We start from the raw sequence: 20911 nt of genomic DNA, 5'->3' as shown, positions 1-20911 counted from the left end.
GTACTAAACCGACAAAAAAGCCTCTGTAACCTATTACAGGGGCTTTTTTATTTTATCGGATTCAGTAAAAATAAATCAAAAATAGTTAAAAAGGCGATAACAATGGATCAAACAATAATAAAAAACATTGTCATTGTAGGCGGCGGAACGTCGGGCTGGATGACCGCAGCGATGTTAGCCAAGTTGTTTAAAACACAACTTAACATCACCCTTATTGAGTCTGATACCATCGGCACTATAGGTGTGGGTGAAGCCACCATTCCGCCCCTGCAGATATTTAACAGCGTATTAGGCATTAGCGAGAAAGACTTTATTAAAGCAACTCAAGCCACCTTTAAATTGGGCATCGAGTTTGAAAACTGGCACCAACAAGGCGATGCTTATATGCACGCTTTTGGTAACATTGGTCGTGACTTAGGCTTTACCTCGTTTCATCATTATTGGCTCAGCGCTCAAGCTAATTGTAGCCAACAAAATCAAAATTCATTTAACGCTAATGACTTTTGGCAATACTCGCTTAATTATCAGGCCGCTAAACATAATAAATTCCAACCTATTCAAAGTATTGCTCAAGCGCAGATGAGTGGTATCACCCATGCCTATCATTTTGATGCCAGCTTATACGCCAACTTACTTCGCCAATACAGCACACAACGTGGCGTAACTCGAATAGAAGGCACTATAACCAGCACTCAACTCACCAATGATGGCTCGATAGACAGTATCACCTTACAAAATGGTGACTGCATTAATGGTGACTTATTTATTGATTGTTCAGGTTTTTCTGCTTTATTAATTGAAAAAGCATTAGGGGTAGAATACGAAAACTGGCAGCATTGGCTCCCCTGTGACAGCGCATATGCCGTGCCATCTGAAAGCACCTCTCCTGTCACACCTTACACTAAAGCAACCGCCCATGATGCTGGTTGGCAGTGGCGTATTCCACTGCAACATCGCACTGGCAATGGCATTGTGTATAGCAGTAAACATATGAGCGACGAGCAAGCTAAGCAGCATTTATTAGCCAACCTAGACGGAAAACCGCTAGCCGAGCCACGTAAAATCAACTTCACCACAGGCAGGCGCGTCAAGCAATGGCATAAAAACTGTGTTGCTATTGGGTTATCGAGCGGATTTTTAGAACCCTTAGAGTCCACCAGCTTACATTTAGTCCAATCGGCTATCATTCGTTTAACCAAATTATTTCCCCGAAACGGCATTCAAGCACAGCACATTGATGAGTTTAATCGCCAATCACAAACAGAGTTTGAGCAAATCCGCGACTTTATTATTTTGCACTATCATCTTAATGCTAAACAATCTGCCGACGGTGAACACGGTTTATGGCAGCAATGTCGCGACATGGACATTCCCGCAAGCTTACAACGTAAAATAGATTTATTTACCACCACGGCAACGGTTTTTCGGCATCAAGATGAACTCTTTACCGAAACGGCCTGGATCCAGGTCATGTTAGGGCAAGGCATTATTCCTACAGATTATCATCCACTTACCCAAGCGGTCAGCCAAGTCGATTTAACCGACTACTTAACTAATATCCGTAAGGTCATTGCCAGCACGGTGAAGCAAATGCCGACCCATGAAACCTATATCGAAAAAATTTAAGTATTTGATAAAAAGTAATAATGAGTTAACAGAATAAAAATAAATTACATAAAACAGGACTAGTAATCATGTCATCACATTACTCACACCCAACGCCCCTAGGCCAACATCGCATCAGCAAGCTCGCATCACGTTTAGTATTAGGCTGTGCGCTCAGTGTCAGCGCCATGTCGGTGAATGCCGCACTTAACGTCGAGCCCATGTCATGGTGGGCGGGTATGCAACAACCTACGTTACAACTGTTGATTGCTGGCGATAACATTCGCGACACCCAAGTGAAATTAATCAAGGCTGAAGGTGTCACGCTCAGCAGCGTAGATAAAACCGACAGTAACGACCATTTATTCGTTAATTTGGACTTAAGCCAAGCTAAACCACAACAACTTACTGTGGGTCTATATAAAGACGACCAATTAATTGATCAATTTGATTATGAGCTGCAAACCCGTCAAAAAGGTTCACGCGATCGCCAAGGGTTTAGTAATAAAGATGTGATTTACTTAATCACTCCAGATCGTTTTGTTAACGGTAATCCCGACAATGATAACCACCCAGACATGCTTGAAAAAGCCGATAGAAGCTTTGATGGCGGCCGCCATGGTGGTGATATTATGGGGATCCGCAAAGCACTGCCCTACTTGCATGATTTAGGTGTCACTCAATTGTGGATTAATCCACTGCTTGAAAATAACCAACAAAAGTATTCTTACCACGGTTATTCCACCACAGATTTTTATAAAATAGACCCTCGGTTTGGTAGCAATCAAGAATACCAAGCCTTGGTAGATGAAGCGCAATCATTTGGCATTGGCATTATCCAAGATGTGGTTGTTAATCACATGGGCTCTGGTCATAAATGGATGAACAGTATGCCGAGTAACACTTGGATTAACGGCCAATCCCGTTGGGCGAACGATTCAACTGATGTCAATTACTCAAGCCATAGACGCACTACAGTACAAGATCCTTATTCAGTGAATGCAGACACGGTCGATTTTAGTGATGGATGGTTTGACGTCACTATGCCAGATCTCAATCAGCGCGATCCACACATGGCAACATACTTAATCCAAAATAGCATTTGGTGGGTTGAATATGCGGGGCTGAGCGGTATTCGTGAAGATACTTACTCTTATGCTGACAAAGATTTTCTAACAGCATGGTCAAAAGCCATTATGGATGAATACCCGCATTTTAATATTGTTGGTGAAGAATGGAGTAGTAACCCAGTGACGGTAAGCTACTGGCAAGCTGGTAAGGTAAATGCAGATGGTTATCAATCTTTTGCACCCAGCATGATGGATTTTCCGTTGTATGACACTCTTATAGCAAGCTTAACCAAAGAGGAAGATTGGGGAGCTGGTTTTATCGATCTTTACCAAATGTTGGCTAACGACGTGGTGTATGCCAATCCAAGCCAGTTAGTGTTATTTGAAGGTAATCACGACACTAACCGTATTTACAGTTTAATGAAAAACGACATTGAACTGTACAAAATGGCCATGGCTTATGTACTGACCAGCAACCGTATCCCACAAATATTTTACGGCTCAGAAATAGTCATGCAAAGTCCTACAGAAGACCGTAACGACGGCGCTGTGCGCGCAGATTTTCCTGGTGGCTGGCCACAAGACAGTGTCAATGTGTTTACGGGTAAAGGGTTGAATGCACAACAAACCGAAGCACTTACCTTTGTACGTACATTATTAAATTACCGTAAAAACTCATTGGCGATTCAACAAGGTAAGTTGCAGCACTTTGTGCCAAAAGACAGTATTTATGTCCAAAGCCGTCATCAGGGCAATGAAACCTTACTGGTCATTTATAATAAAAACAGCCAAGCCATTGAGCTTGATTTACAACGTTTTAAATCTGCTATTAATGACAACACTACTGGCGTTGATATTATCAGCAAACAAACGTATTCATTATCTAAGCCGCTTACCTTGGCCAATAAAGGTGTCACGATTCTTAAACTGAGCCATTGATTTTTATCACAGATATGTAGACTCGAATATGTAGAGTCGAATATTTAGACGTTGGAATTTACGCTCTAAAGTTTAGATACAGATACGTTCAGTTATTTGAAATTAAGGAGTGGTTCTATTTGCCTTCAATAGAACCACTCCCATAAAAACAATAAAAGAGAGACTCATGGGCCCCATAACTAAACCGTTAGTAAGCCAACTTCACCGACCTTCCCCAACCTCTAAGGCATTGGTAATAGCCTGTATGCTGGGGTTAGGATTAAGCGCTTGCCAACCCAATACCGTTGAACAAACTGATACTGCGGTAAAAAACGATAACGAAAACGTATCAGTTACTCAAACAAGTCAAACTGCTGCAGCAGGCAAACCTGTGGTATATCAAGTATTCACTCGTCTGTATGGCAACACCAATACTACCAACAAAGCTTGGGGAACTATTGCCGAAAATGACGTAGGCAAATTCAGTGATTTTACTGATGTGGCATTACAAGATATAAAATCATTAGGCACCACTCACCTTTGGTATACCGGCGTACCACATCATGCGTTGGTCAATGACTATACGGCTTATGGCATTGGTAATGATGATCCTGATGTCGTCAAAGGCCGTGCGGGTTCACCTTATGCGGTAAAAGATTATTACAACGTTAATCCAGATTTAGCGGATAATCCGGCTAATCGCTTGGCAGAATTCGAAGCATTAATCGACCGCACCCATGCCAATGGTATGCAAGTGATTATCGACATAGTGCCTAACCATGTCGCGCGCAATTATCATTCTATTTCAGCGCCAAAAGGCGAGCCAGACTTTGGTGCTAACGACGATAAAACTAACACCTATAGTAGACACAACAATTTCTATTATGTAGTCGGTCAAGACTTTCAAGTCCCACAAGCATCGGATGGTTATTTGCCATTAGGCGGCGAAACACATCCCCTCATAGACGCAAAGTTTGCCGAGTCACCGGCTAAATGGACCGGCAACGGTTCACGTTTAGCCAAGCCCGATGCCAACGATTGGTACGAAACCGTTAAAATAAATTATGGAGTCAAACCCGATGGTAGCCATGACTTCTCTGCTCTGCCAAAAGAATATGCAAACAAAAGCACCGCCGAGCATTTAGCCTTTTGGCAAACACAAGCGGCCGATAACATTCCCGATTCATGGCGTAAATTTGAGCACATTGCGCAATATTGGCTAGCCAAAGGCGTAGATGGTTTTCGCTACGACATGGCTGAAATGGTACCAGTAGAGTTTTGGAGCTACCTCAATAGCCACATTAAGCACACCAATCCAAATGCGTTTATTCTGGCTGAGGTGTATAACCCCGATTTATACCGCGATTATATTCATTTAGGTAAAATGGATTACTTGTACGACAAAGTCGATTTATATGACACCTTAAAAGCCATTATTCAAGGTAAAGCTAGCACTGCAGCCATTGCGACAGTTCAAGCCAAAGTCAGTGACATCGATCAGCACATGCTGCATTTTTTAGAAAACCACGACGAACAACGCATCAACACCAACGAGTTTGCTGGCAATCCATTTAATGCCCTACCAGCGATGGTGGTGTCTACAACCTTAAGTCGCTCACCCACCTTGCTGTATTTTGGCCAGGATGTTGGCGAACAAGGCGCTGAAAATGCAGGCTTTGGCCAACCGACTCGCACCAGTATTTTTGATTATATGGGCGTACCGGCTCATCAACGCTGGATGAACAACGGCAAGTTTGATGGCGGACAGTCCACAAGCGATGAAAAGACATTACGCGCTTATTATCAAACGTTATTAAACTTAAGCCACACTGCTACTGCGCTAAGCGGTGAGTACAGGGAACTCGATAGCCTACAACGCCAAAATAAGCTTAAAGGCTATGACGACAGCGTATTTGCTTTTAGCCGTTTTAACGAAGTACAGCAATTGATCATTGTCAGTAATTTCAGTCAAAGCCACAGCAAACAATTTACCCTTCAGTTGCCAAACACACTGATACAAACGTGGCAAATTAGCAGTAATAAAAAGCTGACAGATTTGCTGAAAAGTACCCCACAGAATCAACAACTCATTTTACACAAAGATGGCAGCGCCAGTGTTGATATTGAATTAGCCCCTTTGCAGTCTGTTATTCTTAACGTCGCCAATAAGGCATAAACTGATACTTATAATTGTTTAGTTTATGTAAAAAAGTATCTCATTAAAAAGCCACAGATATGCTTACCTGTGGCTTTTTTAAACGTTTATCGATAACGCACAGACTAAATATTCGGCATCGTTTCAATTGTGCTTAAGGGCAATCCACAGGCCTGTTCGCGTAAAAAATCCATTCCAGACAAAAAGCCTGAAAACATTTTTAGCGCTATAAACTGGCCCTCAACCGTAGTGATATAATTATCGCCCTGCTTATTCAGTGCTCCAGCTGAAATTAAAAAACTCATTTCTAACGGGAATGCGTGCCACAAAGACTTGCCGGTATAGGCTTTACATTGTCGATTGTCCAGTAAGCCGCAGCCCATCATCATCATTAAATAATGCTGTGACAGTGCCTTGGTTTTTAATGGTTTGGTATAACAAGTGCCGCTATGTCCTGCTTTGATACGGTTAATGTAATCTGGGATATTAAAACTGGAAATTCTAAATTGCTCCCCAAAGCGGCCAAATGCGCCTGAACCGACACCGAAGCAGTCTTCACCATCTAATACATATTTATGTTCAACTGGCTGACCAAAATTACGGCTAAAGGTCCACGGAAACTCCATAATATAGTGTTCAGCTAACGCTTGTTTTACCGCTAAAAACTGTGGCCATAACGCTTCAGGTTCGCCAGCAAGGCAACCGGCTTTTTTGCGATTTTTACCAATGCCAATGGTTAACGGATAAGTGGTAATTTGATCTGGACGTAAACGAATGGTTTGAGCCAAGTCGTTCGCCACCGTCTGCGGTGTTTGCATGGTAAAGCCATACATCATATCGAGATTAACCGTAGGGATAATCTCGATAGCGCGGCTAACATACTCAGCTTGTTGTAAACCGCTGCCAAATTTTTCAAAACGACCAACCGCTTTTAAAATCTTATCGTCAAAGCTTTGTATTCCAATCGACATTCGGTCGACCAAACCGTTAAGCAAATGCGGCTGACCATTTTTAAAGTAAATAGGATCGCTTTCACAAGTGACTTCACGTACTGATGTTAATGACTTAATCAACTCTATTGTTTTGATCAGCTCATCTTCTAAAATAGTTGTGGTGCCACCGCCGATATACACCCGATTAAAACGAAATCCTTTGGCAAGCACTTGGCGGATTTCTTGTCTCAGCGCCTTAAAGTATTCTCGGGCTACTGGTTCATTAAATTTAATTTTATGAAACGAGCAATAACGGCACAAGGTATGACAAAAAGGAATGTGGATATAAAGCGTTTCAATCGGCTTGTCTGGCACAATCAGCTGTTGTAATTCATCAAGTGCTACAGCATCTTGCAGATTTAATGAATGTCTTATGGTTTGGCCCATAACCCAGTCAAGGCTGCTTGTGGCAATATTCAACTTTGAGGACGAAAAGAATGTGTTCATGAGTTGGCCTTAGTCTTAGATACTGCCAATGGCATGAGTGTTTAAATCAGCAGAATGGGCTTCAGCCAATCCTGAGTATCTGCGTAAGTGTGCTATTTAACAGCGATTATTTGTGTGATATTAGATTGCGTGATTAGATTGCGTAATTAGAAAATCTATATTTATATGTATAACCACACCTATACCTTTATCTACACAATACGAGCCTTCCTATTGTTAAAGTTTGATGTTGATCACATATTGAAATTCAAAGGTTCAAAGGGGATTGTGTGCTTAATTGGTGAAATGGATTTATCCGAGCCAGAAATCAACACTGAAGAGTTAGTGAGTTAAATTGAAGAGTGTATGGTAAATTATATTTACATTAGGCTTATCTAGAACCAACTAGTGCTAAGCCACATATTGTCATCTTGATTAATTTAGTGATTACAAATTTTATCTGCTGCAGTGGTAATACCGCCGTCACTGGGAATAAACTTACCTTTGCCCTCTAAAAACTCAATCAGCATCTCAGCGTCCATCTCTGTTGCAGAGCAAGTATGATAACGAGTATCTGCACCAAATGTAGTTTGCATCATCATTTTAAGTTCTTGTTTTGTTAACGCTGAGCCGTGGGTTAGCATCATTTGCATAACTTGATGACCGTGAACTGATCCAGACATAGTATCTCCAATTAAAGATGTAATTTATTTGTACTTTATAACGTATTTTTTAATTATAAATATCGATCTCACACACAAGATTTGATTCAGTATAATGGTTCAACAACAGGCCTTGGTTATAATGAAAAAGGATCACCATTCCAAGTGTCTTGGAGTGTCCGCCCTAAAGGGGTTAAAGTGAATGTTAGCACTGTGGGCAAGTGGTGTGTGGGTAACATTTTCAAGGAGAAAACGCTCTTGGTGTGAGAAACTTAGTCACTAACCCAGCGCTACTTGCAGAAATCAAGTAACTGCGATTCGCCGAACTTTAGCTGATGAAATGAGAAGTCACAGATAGCAGATCTGTGAACTTCTGGATTACATCTTGTAGATAACTGTCTATAATTATGGACTTTGCTATTTATTTGGCGGTGATTAAGGGGTTATGACTGTTACCGCAATTGCAGAATGATAATTGATGCTTTAGTTTTTAAGCAATTTTCGCATCGGAATGCAATCCAAACTAATTCCCCTTGGCGAATGATAAGTCGATACTTCATCACCAACAAAACCACAGGCACGGTAAAATGACGCTGCGTTCAGTGTAGATTCAAGTTGTAATAATTTCAGATCATTATCCAAGGCTAACTCTTCCAGAAAAACCAACATGAACTTTGCGACCCCTTGGCCAGAATGGTCAGGATCGACAAAAATAGCGTCTATCATGCCAGTTTCGAGATTAACTTTACCGCATCCGATAACACGATCCTTGAATACCGATACAAAGAAGTTCGCTACAATATCATTAATCAATGCTGCTGAAATGTCGCCTTGTGTCCATAGTGCCAACTGCGATGAACTATAAAAGCCGGTGCATTTTTCAATAATAGCTCGGTTTCTCATGCTGTAAATAGATTGAACGTCAGACTCTAGCGCTTTCCTGATTTTCATCATAAATGACCTTGAATTAGTGACCTCATGAATGTAATTTACGGGTTTGGTGACCAGCACCAATAATTGAATAAATCACACGTCTTCATTATCAATAACATAACGCTTAGCGCTTGTTTTAACAACTGTATTGCTCAATAGCACTAGTCTGTGCAATCTAAAACTCAACCATTAGATTAATCGCGTTACAGCCAAGCTCAAAACTGCAATAATAATGCTATGCGCAGTAACTGATTGATTATTCGACTACGTTATCCGCTTCATGTTTAATTTACCTCTAATAGGATTTCCCCATGCGCGCTTTTGTAGTTCGAGCCAGAGCAGCTCCCGTTGATAGCCAACAATTTTTGGCAGGTATTGGTCAATCGGCCCACACTGAAATTTTAGCTCACACTTTGATGAATACCATTTTTGTCGCCCAATCACATCGCGACGATGTAGTGGTGTATTTAGTGTTAGAAAGCACCCTCGACTTTTCGCGCACCATTTGCTTTCATTCAAGTGAGTTAGGTCATATTGGTGGTTTTCATGAGCAAAACTTAACCCATAAAATTGCTAAAGCTTTAACGACATCTAAAGGCATGGCGAAAGAACAGTTACGTGAAGTTGAAGCAGGTATCACAGTGCGCACTGTTAGCTTTGAAAAACTGGTGCAAGAGTTAGCGGAAGATTATCAGCTGTATATGTTAGAGAAAAAAGGCACCCCAGTACGTGATATCGAGTTTGCTGCTAACCCGTGTTTTTTACTGACCGATCATATTCCTATGCCTAAAAAGAGCTTTAACAGTCTTAAACGCCTGGGTACCCAGCACATAAACTTGGGGCCCAAAATGTTGTTTGCATCACAATGCGTGGTGTTAATACACAATGAATTGGACATGAGATTGTAAATTAATACGATTGCGTAAAGGATAAAGTGTTGGTGAACAATGTCTGAGTCAAGTAATCAACCCTGAGCCAATCATTGTTCGTGGGGTAATAAAATTGTTGCGTAATTTCACTTCAAGCACTTGCTTGGCACACTGAATACGTATGCAAATCTTTGCTGTATAAACGAAAAGCGTCATATATTACTTGTTCTAAAGATAAAATAATAATCAACAAGGACATACTATGGCGCGCGTTTTATTTAACGGAGCAAATCCGCTATCCACACAGTCACACTTTGCACTTAATGTTATCGCAGTAGCTTGTGCTGTCGCGTTATCAACCATTCCCAGTCTCGCTCAAGCTAAAACCATTAATGTCGCCTCGCCTGACAAGCACATCAACATCAGCTTGACCGATGATAATGGCCGTCCTGAATACCAAGTAAAATTTAATGACAATATTGTTATCAACCCAAGTAAATTAGGGTTGGTATTTCAACAGGTAGGTGAATTAGGTACTGATTTTAACATTAAACATGTGACTAACAGCAGCGTAGACCAAACATGGCAGCAACCTTGGGGTGAACGTGAAAATATCCGCGATCATTACAACCGCGTGGTCGCCACCCTGAGTAACGGCAAAATTGACTTTGATATCGAATTTAAAGCATTTAATGACGGTATTGGCTTTCGTTACCTAGTGCCAAAACAAACCGGGTTGGCTAACACACCAAAACTCGATATTACCGATGAATTGACTGAATTTGCCATCCCAGATCCACAACACACAACCGCATGGTGGATCCCCGGGCGCGGCTGGAACCGCTACGAATATTTATACCGTACAACCTCACTTGATAAAATCGACAGAGCCCACACACCTATGACTTTTAGAACGGCTGATGGCGTGCATTTAAGCATCCATGAAGCCGCCCTCACCGATTATGCTGCAATGGTGCTTAATCAAGGGCGTGACGGTATTTTACGTGCTGATTTAACCCCCTGGTCAGATGGTATTCGAGTGAAGACTCAACCTGGCTTTTCAACACCTTGGCGTACGATTCAAATTGCTAAAGATGCCCCAGGTTTACTTAACTCAGATCTTATCCTTAATCTTAATGAACCCAATAAACTAGGTGATGTGTCTTGGGTGCAACCGGGTAAATACGTCGGCATTTGGTGGGGAATGCACCTCAATGAAAACACCTGGGGAAGCGGCCCTAAGCATGGTGCGACCACCAGCGAAACTAAGCGTTATATGGACTTTGCCGCCCAATATGGGTTTGATGGGGTATTGGTAGAAGGTTGGAATGAAGGCTGGGATGGTAGTTGGTTCGATAACGGCGATGTATTCAGCTTTACGAAGGCTTACCCTGATTTTAATATCGATGAGATTACACAATACGGTCACAATAAAAATGTCCGTTTAATTGGTCATCATGAAACCTCAGGTTCAGTGACTAATTACCGAAATCAAATGAGTGATGCTTATGATTTATATCAAAAAAATGGCGTGACTCAAGTTAAAACCGGTTACGTAGCAGACGGTGGTGACATTAAGCGCGTTGATGAAAATGGTATAGTGCGCCATGAATGGCACGACGGCCAATTTATGGTTAACGAATATCTACATAGCGTTACCGAAGCCGCAAAACGTGGCATTAGCATTAATACTCACGAGCCGATTAAAGATACCGGTCTACGTCGTACTTATCCAAATTGGATAGCACGCGAAGGCGCTCGAGGCCAAGAGTTTAATGCATGGGGAAGCCCACCTAATACTCCAGAACATACAGCAATTCTACCTTATACCCGTATGCTGGCTGGGCCGATGGACTTCACCCCTGGGATCTTTAATTTAGCGCCTGAAGGTCTAGATGCGGTTAACCGCGTAAAAACCACACTCACAAAGCAATTAGCCTTGTATGTCGTGTTGTACAGCCCTATTCAAATGGCTGCAGACTTACCGCGTAACTATGTGCGACGTCTCGATGCCTTCCAGTTTATTGAAGATGTACCAACAGATTGGAGCGACAGTATCGCCCTTGCAGGTGAAGTTGGCGACTATGTTGCCTTTGCAAGAAAACAGCGCGGTGCTGAAGACTGGTACCTAGGCGCATTAACAGATGAAGATTCACGAAAATTGACGTTAAAATTAGACTTCCTCACGCAGGGGAAACGCTACCAAGCCCAAATTTATCGTGACGGTGATAAAGCGGATTGGCTAACAAACCCTTATGATTACGTGATTGAAACCAAAATCGTTACTGCAAAAGACGCGCTGACACTTAACCTCGCAGCCAGTGGGGGTACCGCGATTCGTTTTAAAGCTTTGTAACGCTAGAATGTTACATAAGTGTTCGCATTAGGTTGCTCACAAAGCATGAATACGTATGTAGTCAGTTGTACCAAGAACAAGCTCGAGGATACTATAAAACATGCTATTTCGTTTCTAATTGCAGGATGGAATGGTTTAGGTCGTTTCTGGTGTGTCTTCGGCCATGGAGACCATCAGCTTTAGAGTACCTTGATTAACTTTATCCACTGATTATTTGACGAAAGTCGCTAATGGATAAAGCGTAGGTTTTGGCGAATATCCGTCTTAGGGAGATGCGTATTCGCCATTTTTTTAACTATTAATATGTAACATAGCCAACGTAATGGTTACCAACGAATTCGCCATAAGCAATAAAATTAAAAAGAAGTAAGCACAACGACTTACCAAAAAGGATGTCACATGTCTGACAATAATTATAAAAACGTCACCCAACAACCGCAGCTTAATTTTTGGCAAATCTTCAATATGTGTTTTGGATTTTTGGGGATCCAATTTGGTTTCGCACTGCAAAACGCCAATGTCAGCCGTATCTTTCAAACTCTAGGAGCATCCATTGATGACATTCCCATTTTATGGATTGCCGCACCGCTCACGGGTCTCATAGTACAACCTATCATCGGTTATTTAAGTGATAACACTTGGAATGGATTAGGCCGTCGTCGCCCCTATTTTTTAATTGGCGCCATACTAACCACCTTGTCGCTATTTATCATGCCGCACTCACCTACGTTATGGATTGCGGCGGGTATGTTGTGGATTATGGATGCCTCAATCAATATCGCCATGGAACCGTTTCGTGCTTTTGTCGGCGATAATCTACCCAAAAACCAACGGACCCAAGGCTATGCAATGCAGAGCTTTTTCATTGGTATTGGTGCGGTGGTGGCATCTGCCTTGCCATATATTTTAACCAATGTATTTGATGTGGAAAATACCGCCCCAGCGGGCGAAATTGCCGACTCTGTACGCTATGCATTTTACTTTGGTGGCGCGGTACTAATGTTGGCCGTGGGTTGGACCATTATTTCAACCAAAGAATACTCTCCAGAGCAATTGGCTGAATTTCATCAACAAGACACTACTGATGCACAAGACACTAACGCCAATACGCGTACAGTCAAACAATATCAACATGGTGCCATTATATGGATGGCGATTGGCGCCATTTTCACTCTCGCAATTGTAAGCCTAGACCTAGATAAGCAACTTTATATTTTAAGTTTGGGTATTTTTACCTTCGGACCACTGCAACTTTACTGCTCGCGTAAGTTAGCCAAACTGTCAAACAATAACGCTGAATCGTCAGCAACACGCGACGGCTTAGGCATGACGTTTAATGTTGTCGATGATTTGTTTCATATGCCTAAAGCCATGCGTCAGCTAGCACTGGTACAGTTTTTTGCTTGGTTTGCGCTATTTGCAATGTGGATTTACACCACAGCGGCCGTTACTTCGTACCATTACGGCACCACTGATGTGGTATCACAAGCCTATAATGATGGTGCAGATTGGGTCGGTATCTTATTCGCGTCATATAACGGCTTTGCTGCAATTGCTGCGATTATTATTCCGTTTCTAGCTAAAGCCGTCGGCATTAAGCTCACCCATACCATCAACATGTTTATTGGCGGTGCGGGTCTCATCAGCTTTATGTTTATTGAAAACCCTAACCTGTTGTGGATACCGATGATTGGCGTTGGTTTTGCTTGGGCATCCATTCTATCGGTACCTTACGCCATGTTATCAGGTGTATTACCCCCGAAAAAAATGGGCGTTTACATGGGGATTTTTAACTTCTTCATTGTGATCCCACAGCTGTTAGCGGCCAGTATTCTTGGCTTATTGCTTAAGGTATTTTTTGATGGACAACCTATTTACGCGTTAGTACTAGGCGGGATATTTATGATGTTGTCGGGCATTGCGGTGTTATTTGTCGATCAAGACAAGCAAACACAATAAGAATTACCAGTCTTTGTCACTGGTAACTAGGGTCTGTTGATCTTTGCAGGTTAAATTTTGTTCGAGATAAAAACGTTTTAATCGAGGCGAGCGGATTGCTGCCTAGCAATCTAAGCTACTTTTACTTAACGAAGAGTAACTCAACAAAGAGTAAAACGTTTTTAGCCGAACCCTTCGGGCAGCGTTTGTTGGTCATTTTTACTGCGTTATCGACTTTTTATGTAGAATAACTACACCACAAAGTCTCTGCCTTGTACAAATGACCAACAATTTGCTGCAAAAACAACCTTGAAAGATCAACAGGCCCTAAATTAAGATCATTATTTTTTGGGGGAATTCCATGTTAAAACCACATTTACTCACGCATCACAGCATCATAGCGAAAGCTGTCACAACTAGTCTGATGGCACTAGCCTTAAGTGCATGCTCACCAGCTGATACTCAAGTAAACACACAAGCTCAGGTTATTAACGTCGCACCCGGTACCCCGGGCATAGAACCTACTTGGGCTTTCTCAGGAAAAACTGGCATAGGCACATCTTACGAACCCTATGTTAACGGCCATTATCAAGACACAGCTGCAAACCCTGTCAGTAAAGTGTGGTTTTCGATAGCTCAAGGCGTATTAACCGAAACCATGTTTGGCCTTATTCACAATGCCCAGCTTAAAGAACTGCAATTTATTATCTCTGGCAATGGCTTTGTCGATACTGAAAAAGACCACACTATCAGCACTATTGAGTATTTAGATACCGATGATATGGGACGACCATTATCGCTGGCTTATAAAGTCATTAATAAAGATGTTGAAGGTAAATACCAAATAGAAAAACATATTTTTACCGATCCCGATAGAAATAGCTTGATGATGAAAGTCACCTTTACTGCTTTTGAGGCTGGCATTACGCCACACCTTTATGTCAATCCGCACATTGATAACAGTGGTTCAAATGACATTGCTAGTGTTGAAGGCCAATCGCTAGTGGCTTACACCAGCGACACTAATTCAACGGTAATGACCGTTAAAACAGATGTTGATTTTGTCGCTGCAAGCGCTGGGTTTGTCGGCACATCAGATGGTATTGTCGATTTACAAGATAACGGTAAACTTGACTCTCATTACCAAACCACTAGCGACACCAATCAAGGCGGCAACGTCGCCCTAACCGCACAATACCCTACCCTCACCAATGCTAATGACAGCCTAAGCTTTAATTTGGTTATTGGTTTTGGTAAAGACAAAGCAAGTAGCTTAGCCACCACTCAAGCGACATTAGATGCGGGTTATGACGCCGTTAAACAAGCGTATTTAGGCGACGATAAACATCTTGGCTGGAAAGATTACTTAGCCTCGCTGAAGCCATTAAATGACATGAGCAGCAACACTACAGATAACGGTAAATTACTCTATGCCAGCGCCTTAGTGTTAAAAGCTCAAGAAGATAAAACCCATGCTGGTGCGTTAATCGCATCACTTTCAAATCCTTGGGGCGACACCGTTTCAGCTAAAGTCGGTAGCACAGGCTATAAAGCCGTATGGCCACGTGATTTTTACCAATGTGCAATGGCATTTTTAGCCATGGGCGATATTCAAACACCAAAAGTGGCTTTTGAATATTTAAAGCAGGTTCAAGTTCAACAACAAACACCTGGTTTTGCAGGTACTCCTGGATGGTTTTTACAGAAAACCCATGTCGATGGTGAAATTGAATGGGTTGGCGTGCAGTTAGATCAAACCGCTATGCCAATCATGCTCGGCTGGAAACTGTGGCAAGCAGGTGTGCTTAGCGATGCAGAAATAATCCAATGGTATAACGACATGCTTAAACCAGCCGCTGACTTTTTAGTTAAAGGCGGCAAAGTAAAACTGGATTGGAATGACACTGAAATTAACCCTCCTAGTACCCAACAAGAACGCTGGGAAGAGCAAGCAGGATTTTCTCCATCCACAACCGCAGCCGTAATTGCGGGTTTAGTGGCTGCCAGTGATATCGGAGCGCTAGCCAAAGATGAACAAGCACCTGAATATGCCGATTTAGCACGTAAGCTACAACGTCAGCTCGAAACAACGATGGTCACCACCACTGGCTTATTAGGTGAAACAGATGCCAAAGGTAAAGTTGCACCTTACTATGTGCGCATTAGCCCAAATGGTAACCCTAATAACACCGATAAACTCATCGATAACAATGGTAAACCTGGTTTAGATCAGCGCATGATCCTCGATGGTGGTTTTTTAGAATTAGTCCGTTATGGTGTGGTTAACGCCCAAGACCCTGTTATTAAAAACAGCGTCATGCTAATAGACAACCAAGGTCTTGAAGATAACTTACGAGTTAAATACCAATTTACCGCCAAAGATGGCAGTAAAGTACCAGGATACCGCCGCTATGGTAACGATGGATATGGTGAAGACACAATCACAGGTCTTAGCTACGCTGAAAGAGGCGACACCGAAAATCAACGAGGTCGAGTATGGCCTTTCTTTACCGGTGAACGCGGTCATTACGAATTAGCCTTAGCAAAAGCGAACGACACCTTAACCCCTGACACGAAGAAAGTATTAATCAATACCTATGTTCAAGGCATGGAAACCTTTGCTAACCAAGGGTTAATGTTACCTGAGCAAGCTTGGGACGGCGTAGGCAATGAGACTCGTTATAATTACAAAATGGGCCAAGGTACCAACTCAGCAACACCGCTAGCGTGGACTCATGCTGAATACGTTAAATTGGTGCGTTCGATGACCGATGAAAAAGTATGGGACTTTTACCCTGTTGTACAACAAACACTCGCTAAATAGCACTGTATTAATCACAGTGTATTGATAGCACTGTATTAGCTTGTTCAATAAGCCGTTGTGACTCACAACGGCTTTATTTTTTGTGTGTATTTTGAAACAAATCCTTGTTAATTCAACACTATCTTGTTACAAATACACCGGATTAATAAAAGTTAACGTTAAGGAACAACAAATGGATTGGTATGTAAAAGTATTGAAGCAGTATTTTGATTTTAGCGGCCGTGCACGTCGTAAAGAATACTGGATGTTTGGATTAATCAGTGCGGTGATCAGTATCGTACTGACGCTATTAGACATGGGTGTCGGTTTTTACAGCGACGTCTACGGTGCAGGGGTATTAAGCTCAATTTATTCACTCGCCATCATGATCCCAAGTATCGCAGTGAGTGTCCGTCGTTTACACGACACAGACCATTCTGGTTGGTGGTTATTATTGATATTTATTCCATTGCTTGGCATATTAATTTTACTGGTTGTGATGTGCTTTAACAGTAAAGATGACAACGAATATGGGCCAAATCCAAAAACAGTACCAAATCCAGACAGTCCCGATAATTTAACGGTTTAGTCCTAAGAGACTGATTAACATCGTCGTTATCGTCAATACCACGAAAAAAGCATAGCCATGGACTATGCTTTTTTCGTATGTTTTTACCCATCATTGCTTACCACAACAAATACTTGGATTAACTAACTTTTTGCTGGCATTAACTAGTTTTTTGCAGGCAGTAACTAATCTTTTGCAGGCAGTAACTTGGTCACACCATTCATCAATAATACCGCCAAACCACCAGCAACAACACCAAATAATGCATTCAACACGCTTGGGGTTAATAGCCCTAAAACGTCACCAACAACACTCACTTGGCTTACCAGCGTTTCTGCATGCACAATCCATTCAGACACCACATGAATTCCGTGAGTTAAAATACCGCCACCGACCATAAACATGGCAATAGTGCCGACAAATGTCAGGACCTTCATTAAGTAAGGGGCAGCAGATACTAATCCTAAACCCAATTTATGCCCTATTCCACTTGGCTTACGCTGAGCCAGAAACAAACCAAGATCATCGATTTTAACAATCCCTGCTACTAAACCGTATACCCCTACCGTAATCACAATGGCAATCACACATAAGGTTAAAAATTGCCCCATTAGATCCATGTGTGCAGCCACACCTAAACTAATAGCGATGATCTCAGCCGATAAGACAAAATCGGTACGAATAGCCCCTTTTATTTTTTCTTTTTCGAATGCGGCTAAATCTTCGATATCCGCTTTTGCTTTGGCGACTACCGCATCGTCATCAATCACAGGAGCACGCTTATGTGTTAGTGAATGATAGACTTTTTCAAAGCCCTCATAACATAAAAACAAACCACCAAACATTAATAAAGGCGTTATAGCCCATGGAATAAATGCGCTGATCAGCATGGCCATCGGCACTAAAATCACTTTATTTTTAAATGATCCCATCGCCACCGCAAATACCACAGGCAGTTCACGATCAGAAGCAACACCCGACACTTGTTGTGCATTTAAGGCTAAATCATCACCCAGAACGCCCGCAGTTTTGCGTGCAGCCACTTTACTCATTGCCGCCACATCATCCAGAATAGTCGCAATATCATCTAATAGGGTTAATAAACTGGCACCGGCCATAAAAAACTTATCCTTTAAAAACAATTGAATAGCAGGAATTACACACATATTTGAAAGCGATTTAATGATATGAGCACGTAAGTTGTTACTGTAAAATAAGTGATCTTAACTCAGAGCATTAGTTTGCCAAGCTTCTGTAAATAAACAAAAATAGCACTACATAAAGTATTCAATGCACTTAATATCAATTATCTAATTATCTAATTATCTAATTATCTTCAACATTTGCACCACATGAACTACGCACCACTAAATGGGTCTTGATTAATCGCTGGCTAACTTCTTGACCACGGATTAACTTCAACACACTTTCGACAAGTATTTCACCTGCGAACTGAGTATCTTGCTTTATGGTTGTTAACGCCGGATTGGCAAAACTGGCCACTGGAATATCATCGTATCCCACTACAGCAACTTGATCTGGCACTACAACACCGCGCTTTTTCAATGCACGAATGGCCCCTATCGCAATAAGATCACTCGCAGTAAAAATAGCATCAAATGTCACGCCGCTATCTAATAATACGTTGGCGGCATGATAGCCAGAGGCTTCGGTATTAATAGCGTCATGCTGTAACTGTTTGTCAGCTTCGATACCGGTAGATTTTAAAGCATCAACATGACCTAAATATCTGTCGCGAAATTCAGGGCTGCGACTTGACGAGTCACCTAAAAACGCAATGTGTTTATGCCCTAACCCGAGCAAATGCTCCGTGGCCACAAAACCACCTTGATGATTATCGCAACCAATAGACAACACCGCTTTATTGTTATGCTCAGCTCCCCAGATAACAAAGTGAGTATTTTTTTCGATAAGCTTATCAAGTTTATGGGCATAATCCATATAATCGCCATAACCTAATAAAATAATACCATCGGCTTTATTGCTGTCTTCATAATCTGCATGCCAATCCGTTGAAAGCTGCTGAAATGACACCAATAAATCATAACCTTGACGGGCGGTGGCTCGAGTGATCGAACCCAGCATAGAGAGAAAAAATGGGTTGATCATCGACTCATCGTTAGTAGGATCTTCACAAATTAGCAATGCTAACGTATGGCTATTTTGCATGCGTAAGTTACTGGCATTTTTATCGACTTTATAATTGAGTTCTTTTGCAATGGCTTGAATACGCTGTCGCGTTTCTAAATTTACCAATGGACTGTTTCTTAACGCACGAGACACTGTCGATTGCGACACGCCTGCACGGTAAGCTATATCAATAGAAGTCGCTTTAGATGTCATTTCTCTGCATCGCCTTTAGTTAATGGGTGAAGGTTTGAAACTGAAAGTACCCACATTTGCTTTTAATAATGATTTAAAAAAATAGTTAGCCTCTACTATTATGAAATTTATAAATATTGTAGTTTATTCACTTAAAATATTTATTCATAATTCTATCATTTCATAGTAATGAGCCAACTTAAGCTAGCTGAATACGTAAATGGGGGTAGTTAACTACATCATTTACTTTGGTTTTAGGTATCTATTATCATATGTTAAGTTAAGTTATCAGTAATTACTATGGGTAATTTTTTTAACATTAAGAAGGTGGTATTGTTAATTATTCATTTAAAAGGACTTAGTAACATGCTTATTCAATTTAATAAATTATGGGTTAACCATCCTTATCCCAGCAACCCTTGCGACAAAAACATTATTCGCTAATCAATGTGCTATCCGTATGGGTGTGTCATTAGAAGCGTCTGGAATCGATATTTCATCTTTTGATAAAATGTATCCTCAACGTCGCTGTTATCCTGGTTTAAAACATACACCAAGGCATATCCTTGCTGCACAAGAACTTGCAAATTGGATTGACTCTGCTAGCTGTACATTTGTTGGTAACAAACAAGTCCTTAAAAACGATGCTCTATCTGTTTTAAAAGATAAAAAAGGCATTGTTTTTATAATGAATGGTTGGGGAAATACTGATCATATTGATTTATGGGATGGTGAATATTTAAAGGCTGGAGATCCTGACTGGCTTAATTTAGGAGAGCAAATATGGTTCTGGGAAATGTCAGCATGATTCGACCATTTGGTTTACTCGGATCATTATTGTTAATGTCATGTGCTAACGCTCATGTCAGTTTGAACGATGATTCAGGGCAATGCGTTTTCGATAAAGATACTCAACATATTTCTTTACAACTAAAAACACCATGTTCTCTCGTAAAGGTTAATGACGATGGGCGTTATTTTTATCAATACAATAATGTGAAAGTTTATATTGTTGCTGGTGCGCCTGCAGCTTTAGATGAACTCAAAAGATGGCAAGTGAAAGCGATTGATAAATGCTCATTACAATCACAAGCAGTGTTTATCACTGATGGCAAGATGACTGTTTCAACTGTAAGAGATAAAGGGTTAACGTGTCCAACAATTGGCCTAGATGAAAAGGTCTACCGTCACTTCTTAAATAATAAACAATAAATTTTTCTGGTAATAAGATTCTAACGCTATAAGTTGAATGTCTTTAAAGAGCTTCAATAAA

At 41.3% G+C, this 20911-nt stretch carries 15 protein-coding genes and 1 pseudogene; 11 read left to right on the top strand and 5 right to left on the bottom strand.

The features are described 5' to 3' along the window. The first annotated feature begins 102 nt into the window (after positions 1–102). The 3 genes from AAEY94_RS11245 (at position 103) to AAEY94_RS11235 (ending at position 5769) form a co-directional block, all read left to right on the top strand. Positions 103–1626, top strand: coding sequence for a tryptophan halogenase family protein (locus AAEY94_RS11245; protein ID WP_350978840.1), 1524 nt, complete (start codon positions 103–105; stop codon positions 1624–1626). Positions 1627–1694: 68 nt separating this feature from the next. After that, positions 1695–3614, top strand: coding sequence for a glycoside hydrolase family 13 protein (locus tag AAEY94_RS11240; protein ID WP_350978838.1), 1920 nt, complete (start codon positions 1695–1697; stop codon positions 3612–3614). Positions 3615–3780: 166 nt separating this feature from the next. Continuing rightward, positions 3781–5769 carry an alpha-amylase family protein gene (locus AAEY94_RS11235; protein ID WP_350978836.1) on the top strand — a complete coding sequence of 663 codons (1989 nt, stop codon included), beginning with the start codon at positions 3781–3783 and terminating at the stop codon, positions 5767–5769. Between the two features lie 104 nt (positions 5770–5873). On the opposite strand, the gene AAEY94_RS11230 is transcribed toward AAEY94_RS11235, so the two are convergent. Beyond that, positions 5874–7187 (bottom strand): coproporphyrinogen III oxidase family protein, encoded by a 1314-nt coding sequence (locus AAEY94_RS11230; protein ID WP_350978835.1) that lies wholly within the window; start codon positions 7185–7187, stop codon positions 5874–5876. 419 nt (positions 7188–7606) lie between these two features. Then, the gene (locus AAEY94_RS11225) at positions 7607–7849 is read right to left on the bottom strand and encodes a YecH family metal-binding protein (protein ID WP_182743654.1); all 243 of its coding nucleotides are present in this window, start codon (positions 7847–7849) and stop codon (positions 7607–7609) included. 90 nt (positions 7850–7939) lie between these two features. On the opposite strand from AAEY94_RS11225, the pseudogene AAEY94_RS11220 reads away from it, so the two are divergent. Further along, a pseudogene (locus AAEY94_RS11220) lies at positions 7940–8139 on the top strand (delta-class carbonic anhydrase); the annotation flags it as partial. A 172-nt stretch (positions 8140–8311) separates the two neighbouring features. On the opposite strand, the gene AAEY94_RS11215 reads toward AAEY94_RS11220, so the two are convergent. Beyond that, positions 8312–8782 carry a GNAT family N-acetyltransferase gene (locus AAEY94_RS11215; protein ID WP_182743655.1) on the bottom strand — a complete coding sequence of 157 codons (471 nt, stop codon included), beginning with the start codon at positions 8780–8782 and terminating at the stop codon, positions 8312–8314. Between the two features lie 290 nt (positions 8783–9072). Between AAEY94_RS11215 and trmY the strand changes: the two genes are divergently transcribed. From trmY to AAEY94_RS11190, 5 genes are all read left to right on the top strand, one after another. Continuing rightward, on the top strand, positions 9073–9669 hold the full coding sequence (gene trmY / locus AAEY94_RS11210; RefSeq protein ID WP_335692166.1) for a tRNA (pseudouridine(54)-N(1))-methyltransferase TrmY: 597 nt from the start codon (positions 9073–9075) through the stop codon (positions 9667–9669). 223 nt (positions 9670–9892) lie between these two features. Then, positions 9893–11986 carry a glycoside hydrolase family 97 protein gene (locus AAEY94_RS11205; RefSeq protein WP_101087616.1) on the top strand — a complete coding sequence of 698 codons (2094 nt, stop codon included), beginning with the start codon at positions 9893–9895 and terminating at the stop codon, positions 11984–11986. A 399-nt stretch (positions 11987–12385) separates the two neighbouring features. After that, entirely contained in the window at positions 12386–13945 is a 1560-nt protein-coding gene (locus AAEY94_RS11200; RefSeq protein WP_101087615.1) for an MFS transporter, read from the top strand. 340 nt (positions 13946–14285) lie between these two features. Next, positions 14286–16748 carry a glucan 1,4-alpha-glucosidase gene (locus AAEY94_RS11195; protein ID WP_335692167.1) on the top strand — a complete coding sequence of 821 codons (2463 nt, stop codon included), beginning with the start codon at positions 14286–14288 and terminating at the stop codon, positions 16746–16748. Between the two features lie 172 nt (positions 16749–16920). Then, complete coding sequence (locus AAEY94_RS11190) at positions 16921–17316, top strand: DUF805 domain-containing protein (RefSeq protein ID WP_101087613.1); 396 nt, start codon at positions 16921–16923, stop codon at positions 17314–17316. Between the two features lie 164 nt (positions 17317–17480). Here the strand turns inward: AAEY94_RS11190 and AAEY94_RS11185 are convergent, their stop codons facing one another. Then, on the bottom strand, positions 17481–18413 hold the full coding sequence (locus tag AAEY94_RS11185; RefSeq protein WP_101087612.1) for a DUF808 domain-containing protein: 933 nt from the start codon (positions 18411–18413) through the stop codon (positions 17481–17483). Between the two features lie 208 nt (positions 18414–18621). Next, the gene (locus tag AAEY94_RS11180; protein WP_101087611.1) at positions 18622–19659 is read right to left on the bottom strand and encodes a LacI family DNA-binding transcriptional regulator; all 1038 of its coding nucleotides are present in this window, start codon (positions 19657–19659) and stop codon (positions 18622–18624) included. Positions 19660–20020: 361 nt separating this feature from the next. On the opposite strand from AAEY94_RS11180, the gene AAEY94_RS11175 reads away from it, so the two are divergent. Together AAEY94_RS11175 and AAEY94_RS11170 are read left to right on the top strand one after the other, a co-directional pair. Continuing rightward, positions 20021–20446 (top strand): T6SS effector amidase Tae4 family protein, encoded by a 426-nt coding sequence (locus AAEY94_RS11175; protein WP_350978865.1) that lies wholly within the window; start codon positions 20021–20023, stop codon positions 20444–20446. Continuing rightward, positions 20443–20850 (top strand): hypothetical protein, encoded by a 408-nt coding sequence (locus tag AAEY94_RS11170; RefSeq protein WP_101087610.1) that lies wholly within the window; start codon positions 20443–20445, stop codon positions 20848–20850. Before AAEY94_RS11175 ends, AAEY94_RS11170 begins: the two co-directional genes overlap by 4 nt. Positions 20851–20911 lie beyond the last annotated feature (61 nt).

It is taken from the genome of Shewanella sp. AC34-MNA-CIBAN-0136 (genome assembly GCF_040309945.1).
In the GTDB taxonomy this organism is placed as follows: Bacteria; Pseudomonadota; Gammaproteobacteria; order Enterobacterales; family Shewanellaceae; genus Shewanella.
Note: the sequence above shows the minus strand (reverse complement) of the source record. Positions and strands in the feature narration are given on the sequence as shown.

What these genes read in the sequence shown, in the direction of transcription:
- AAEY94_RS11245 (WP_350978840.1), top strand. Translation starts at nt 103, where the DNA reads ATGGATCAAACAATAATAAAAAACATTGTCATTGTAGGCGGCGGAACG.
- AAEY94_RS11240 (WP_350978838.1), top strand. Translation starts at nt 1,695, where the DNA reads ATGTCATCACATTACTCACACCCAACGCCCCTAGGCCAACATCGCATC.
- AAEY94_RS11235 (WP_350978836.1), top strand. Translation starts at nt 3,781, where the DNA reads ATGGGCCCCATAACTAAACCGTTAGTAAGCCAACTTCACCGACCTTCC.
- AAEY94_RS11230 (WP_350978835.1), bottom strand. Translation starts at nt 7,187, where the DNA reads ATGAACACATTCTTTTCGTCCTCAAAGTTGAATATTGCCACAAGCAGC.
- AAEY94_RS11225 (WP_182743654.1), bottom strand. Translation starts at nt 7,849, where the DNA reads ATGTCTGGATCAGTTCACGGTCATCAAGTTATGCAAATGATGCTAACC.
- AAEY94_RS11215 (WP_182743655.1), bottom strand. Translation starts at nt 8,782, where the DNA reads ATGATGAAAATCAGGAAAGCGCTAGAGTCTGACGTTCAATCTATTTAC.
- trmY (WP_335692166.1), top strand. Translation starts at nt 9,073, where the DNA reads ATGCGCGCTTTTGTAGTTCGAGCCAGAGCAGCTCCCGTTGATAGCCAA.
- AAEY94_RS11205 (WP_101087616.1), top strand. Translation starts at nt 9,893, where the DNA reads ATGGCGCGCGTTTTATTTAACGGAGCAAATCCGCTATCCACACAGTCA.
- AAEY94_RS11200 (WP_101087615.1), top strand. Translation starts at nt 12,386, where the DNA reads ATGTCTGACAATAATTATAAAAACGTCACCCAACAACCGCAGCTTAAT.
- AAEY94_RS11195 (WP_335692167.1), top strand. Translation starts at nt 14,286, where the DNA reads ATGTTAAAACCACATTTACTCACGCATCACAGCATCATAGCGAAAGCT.
- AAEY94_RS11190 (WP_101087613.1), top strand. Translation starts at nt 16,921, where the DNA reads ATGGATTGGTATGTAAAAGTATTGAAGCAGTATTTTGATTTTAGCGGC.
- AAEY94_RS11185 (WP_101087612.1), bottom strand. Translation starts at nt 18,413, where the DNA reads ATGGCCGGTGCCAGTTTATTAACCCTATTAGATGATATTGCGACTATT.
- AAEY94_RS11180 (WP_101087611.1), bottom strand. Translation starts at nt 19,659, where the DNA reads ATGACATCTAAAGCGACTTCTATTGATATAGCTTACCGTGCAGGCGTG.
- AAEY94_RS11170 (WP_101087610.1), top strand. Translation starts at nt 20,443, where the DNA reads ATGATTCGACCATTTGGTTTACTCGGATCATTATTGTTAATGTCATGT.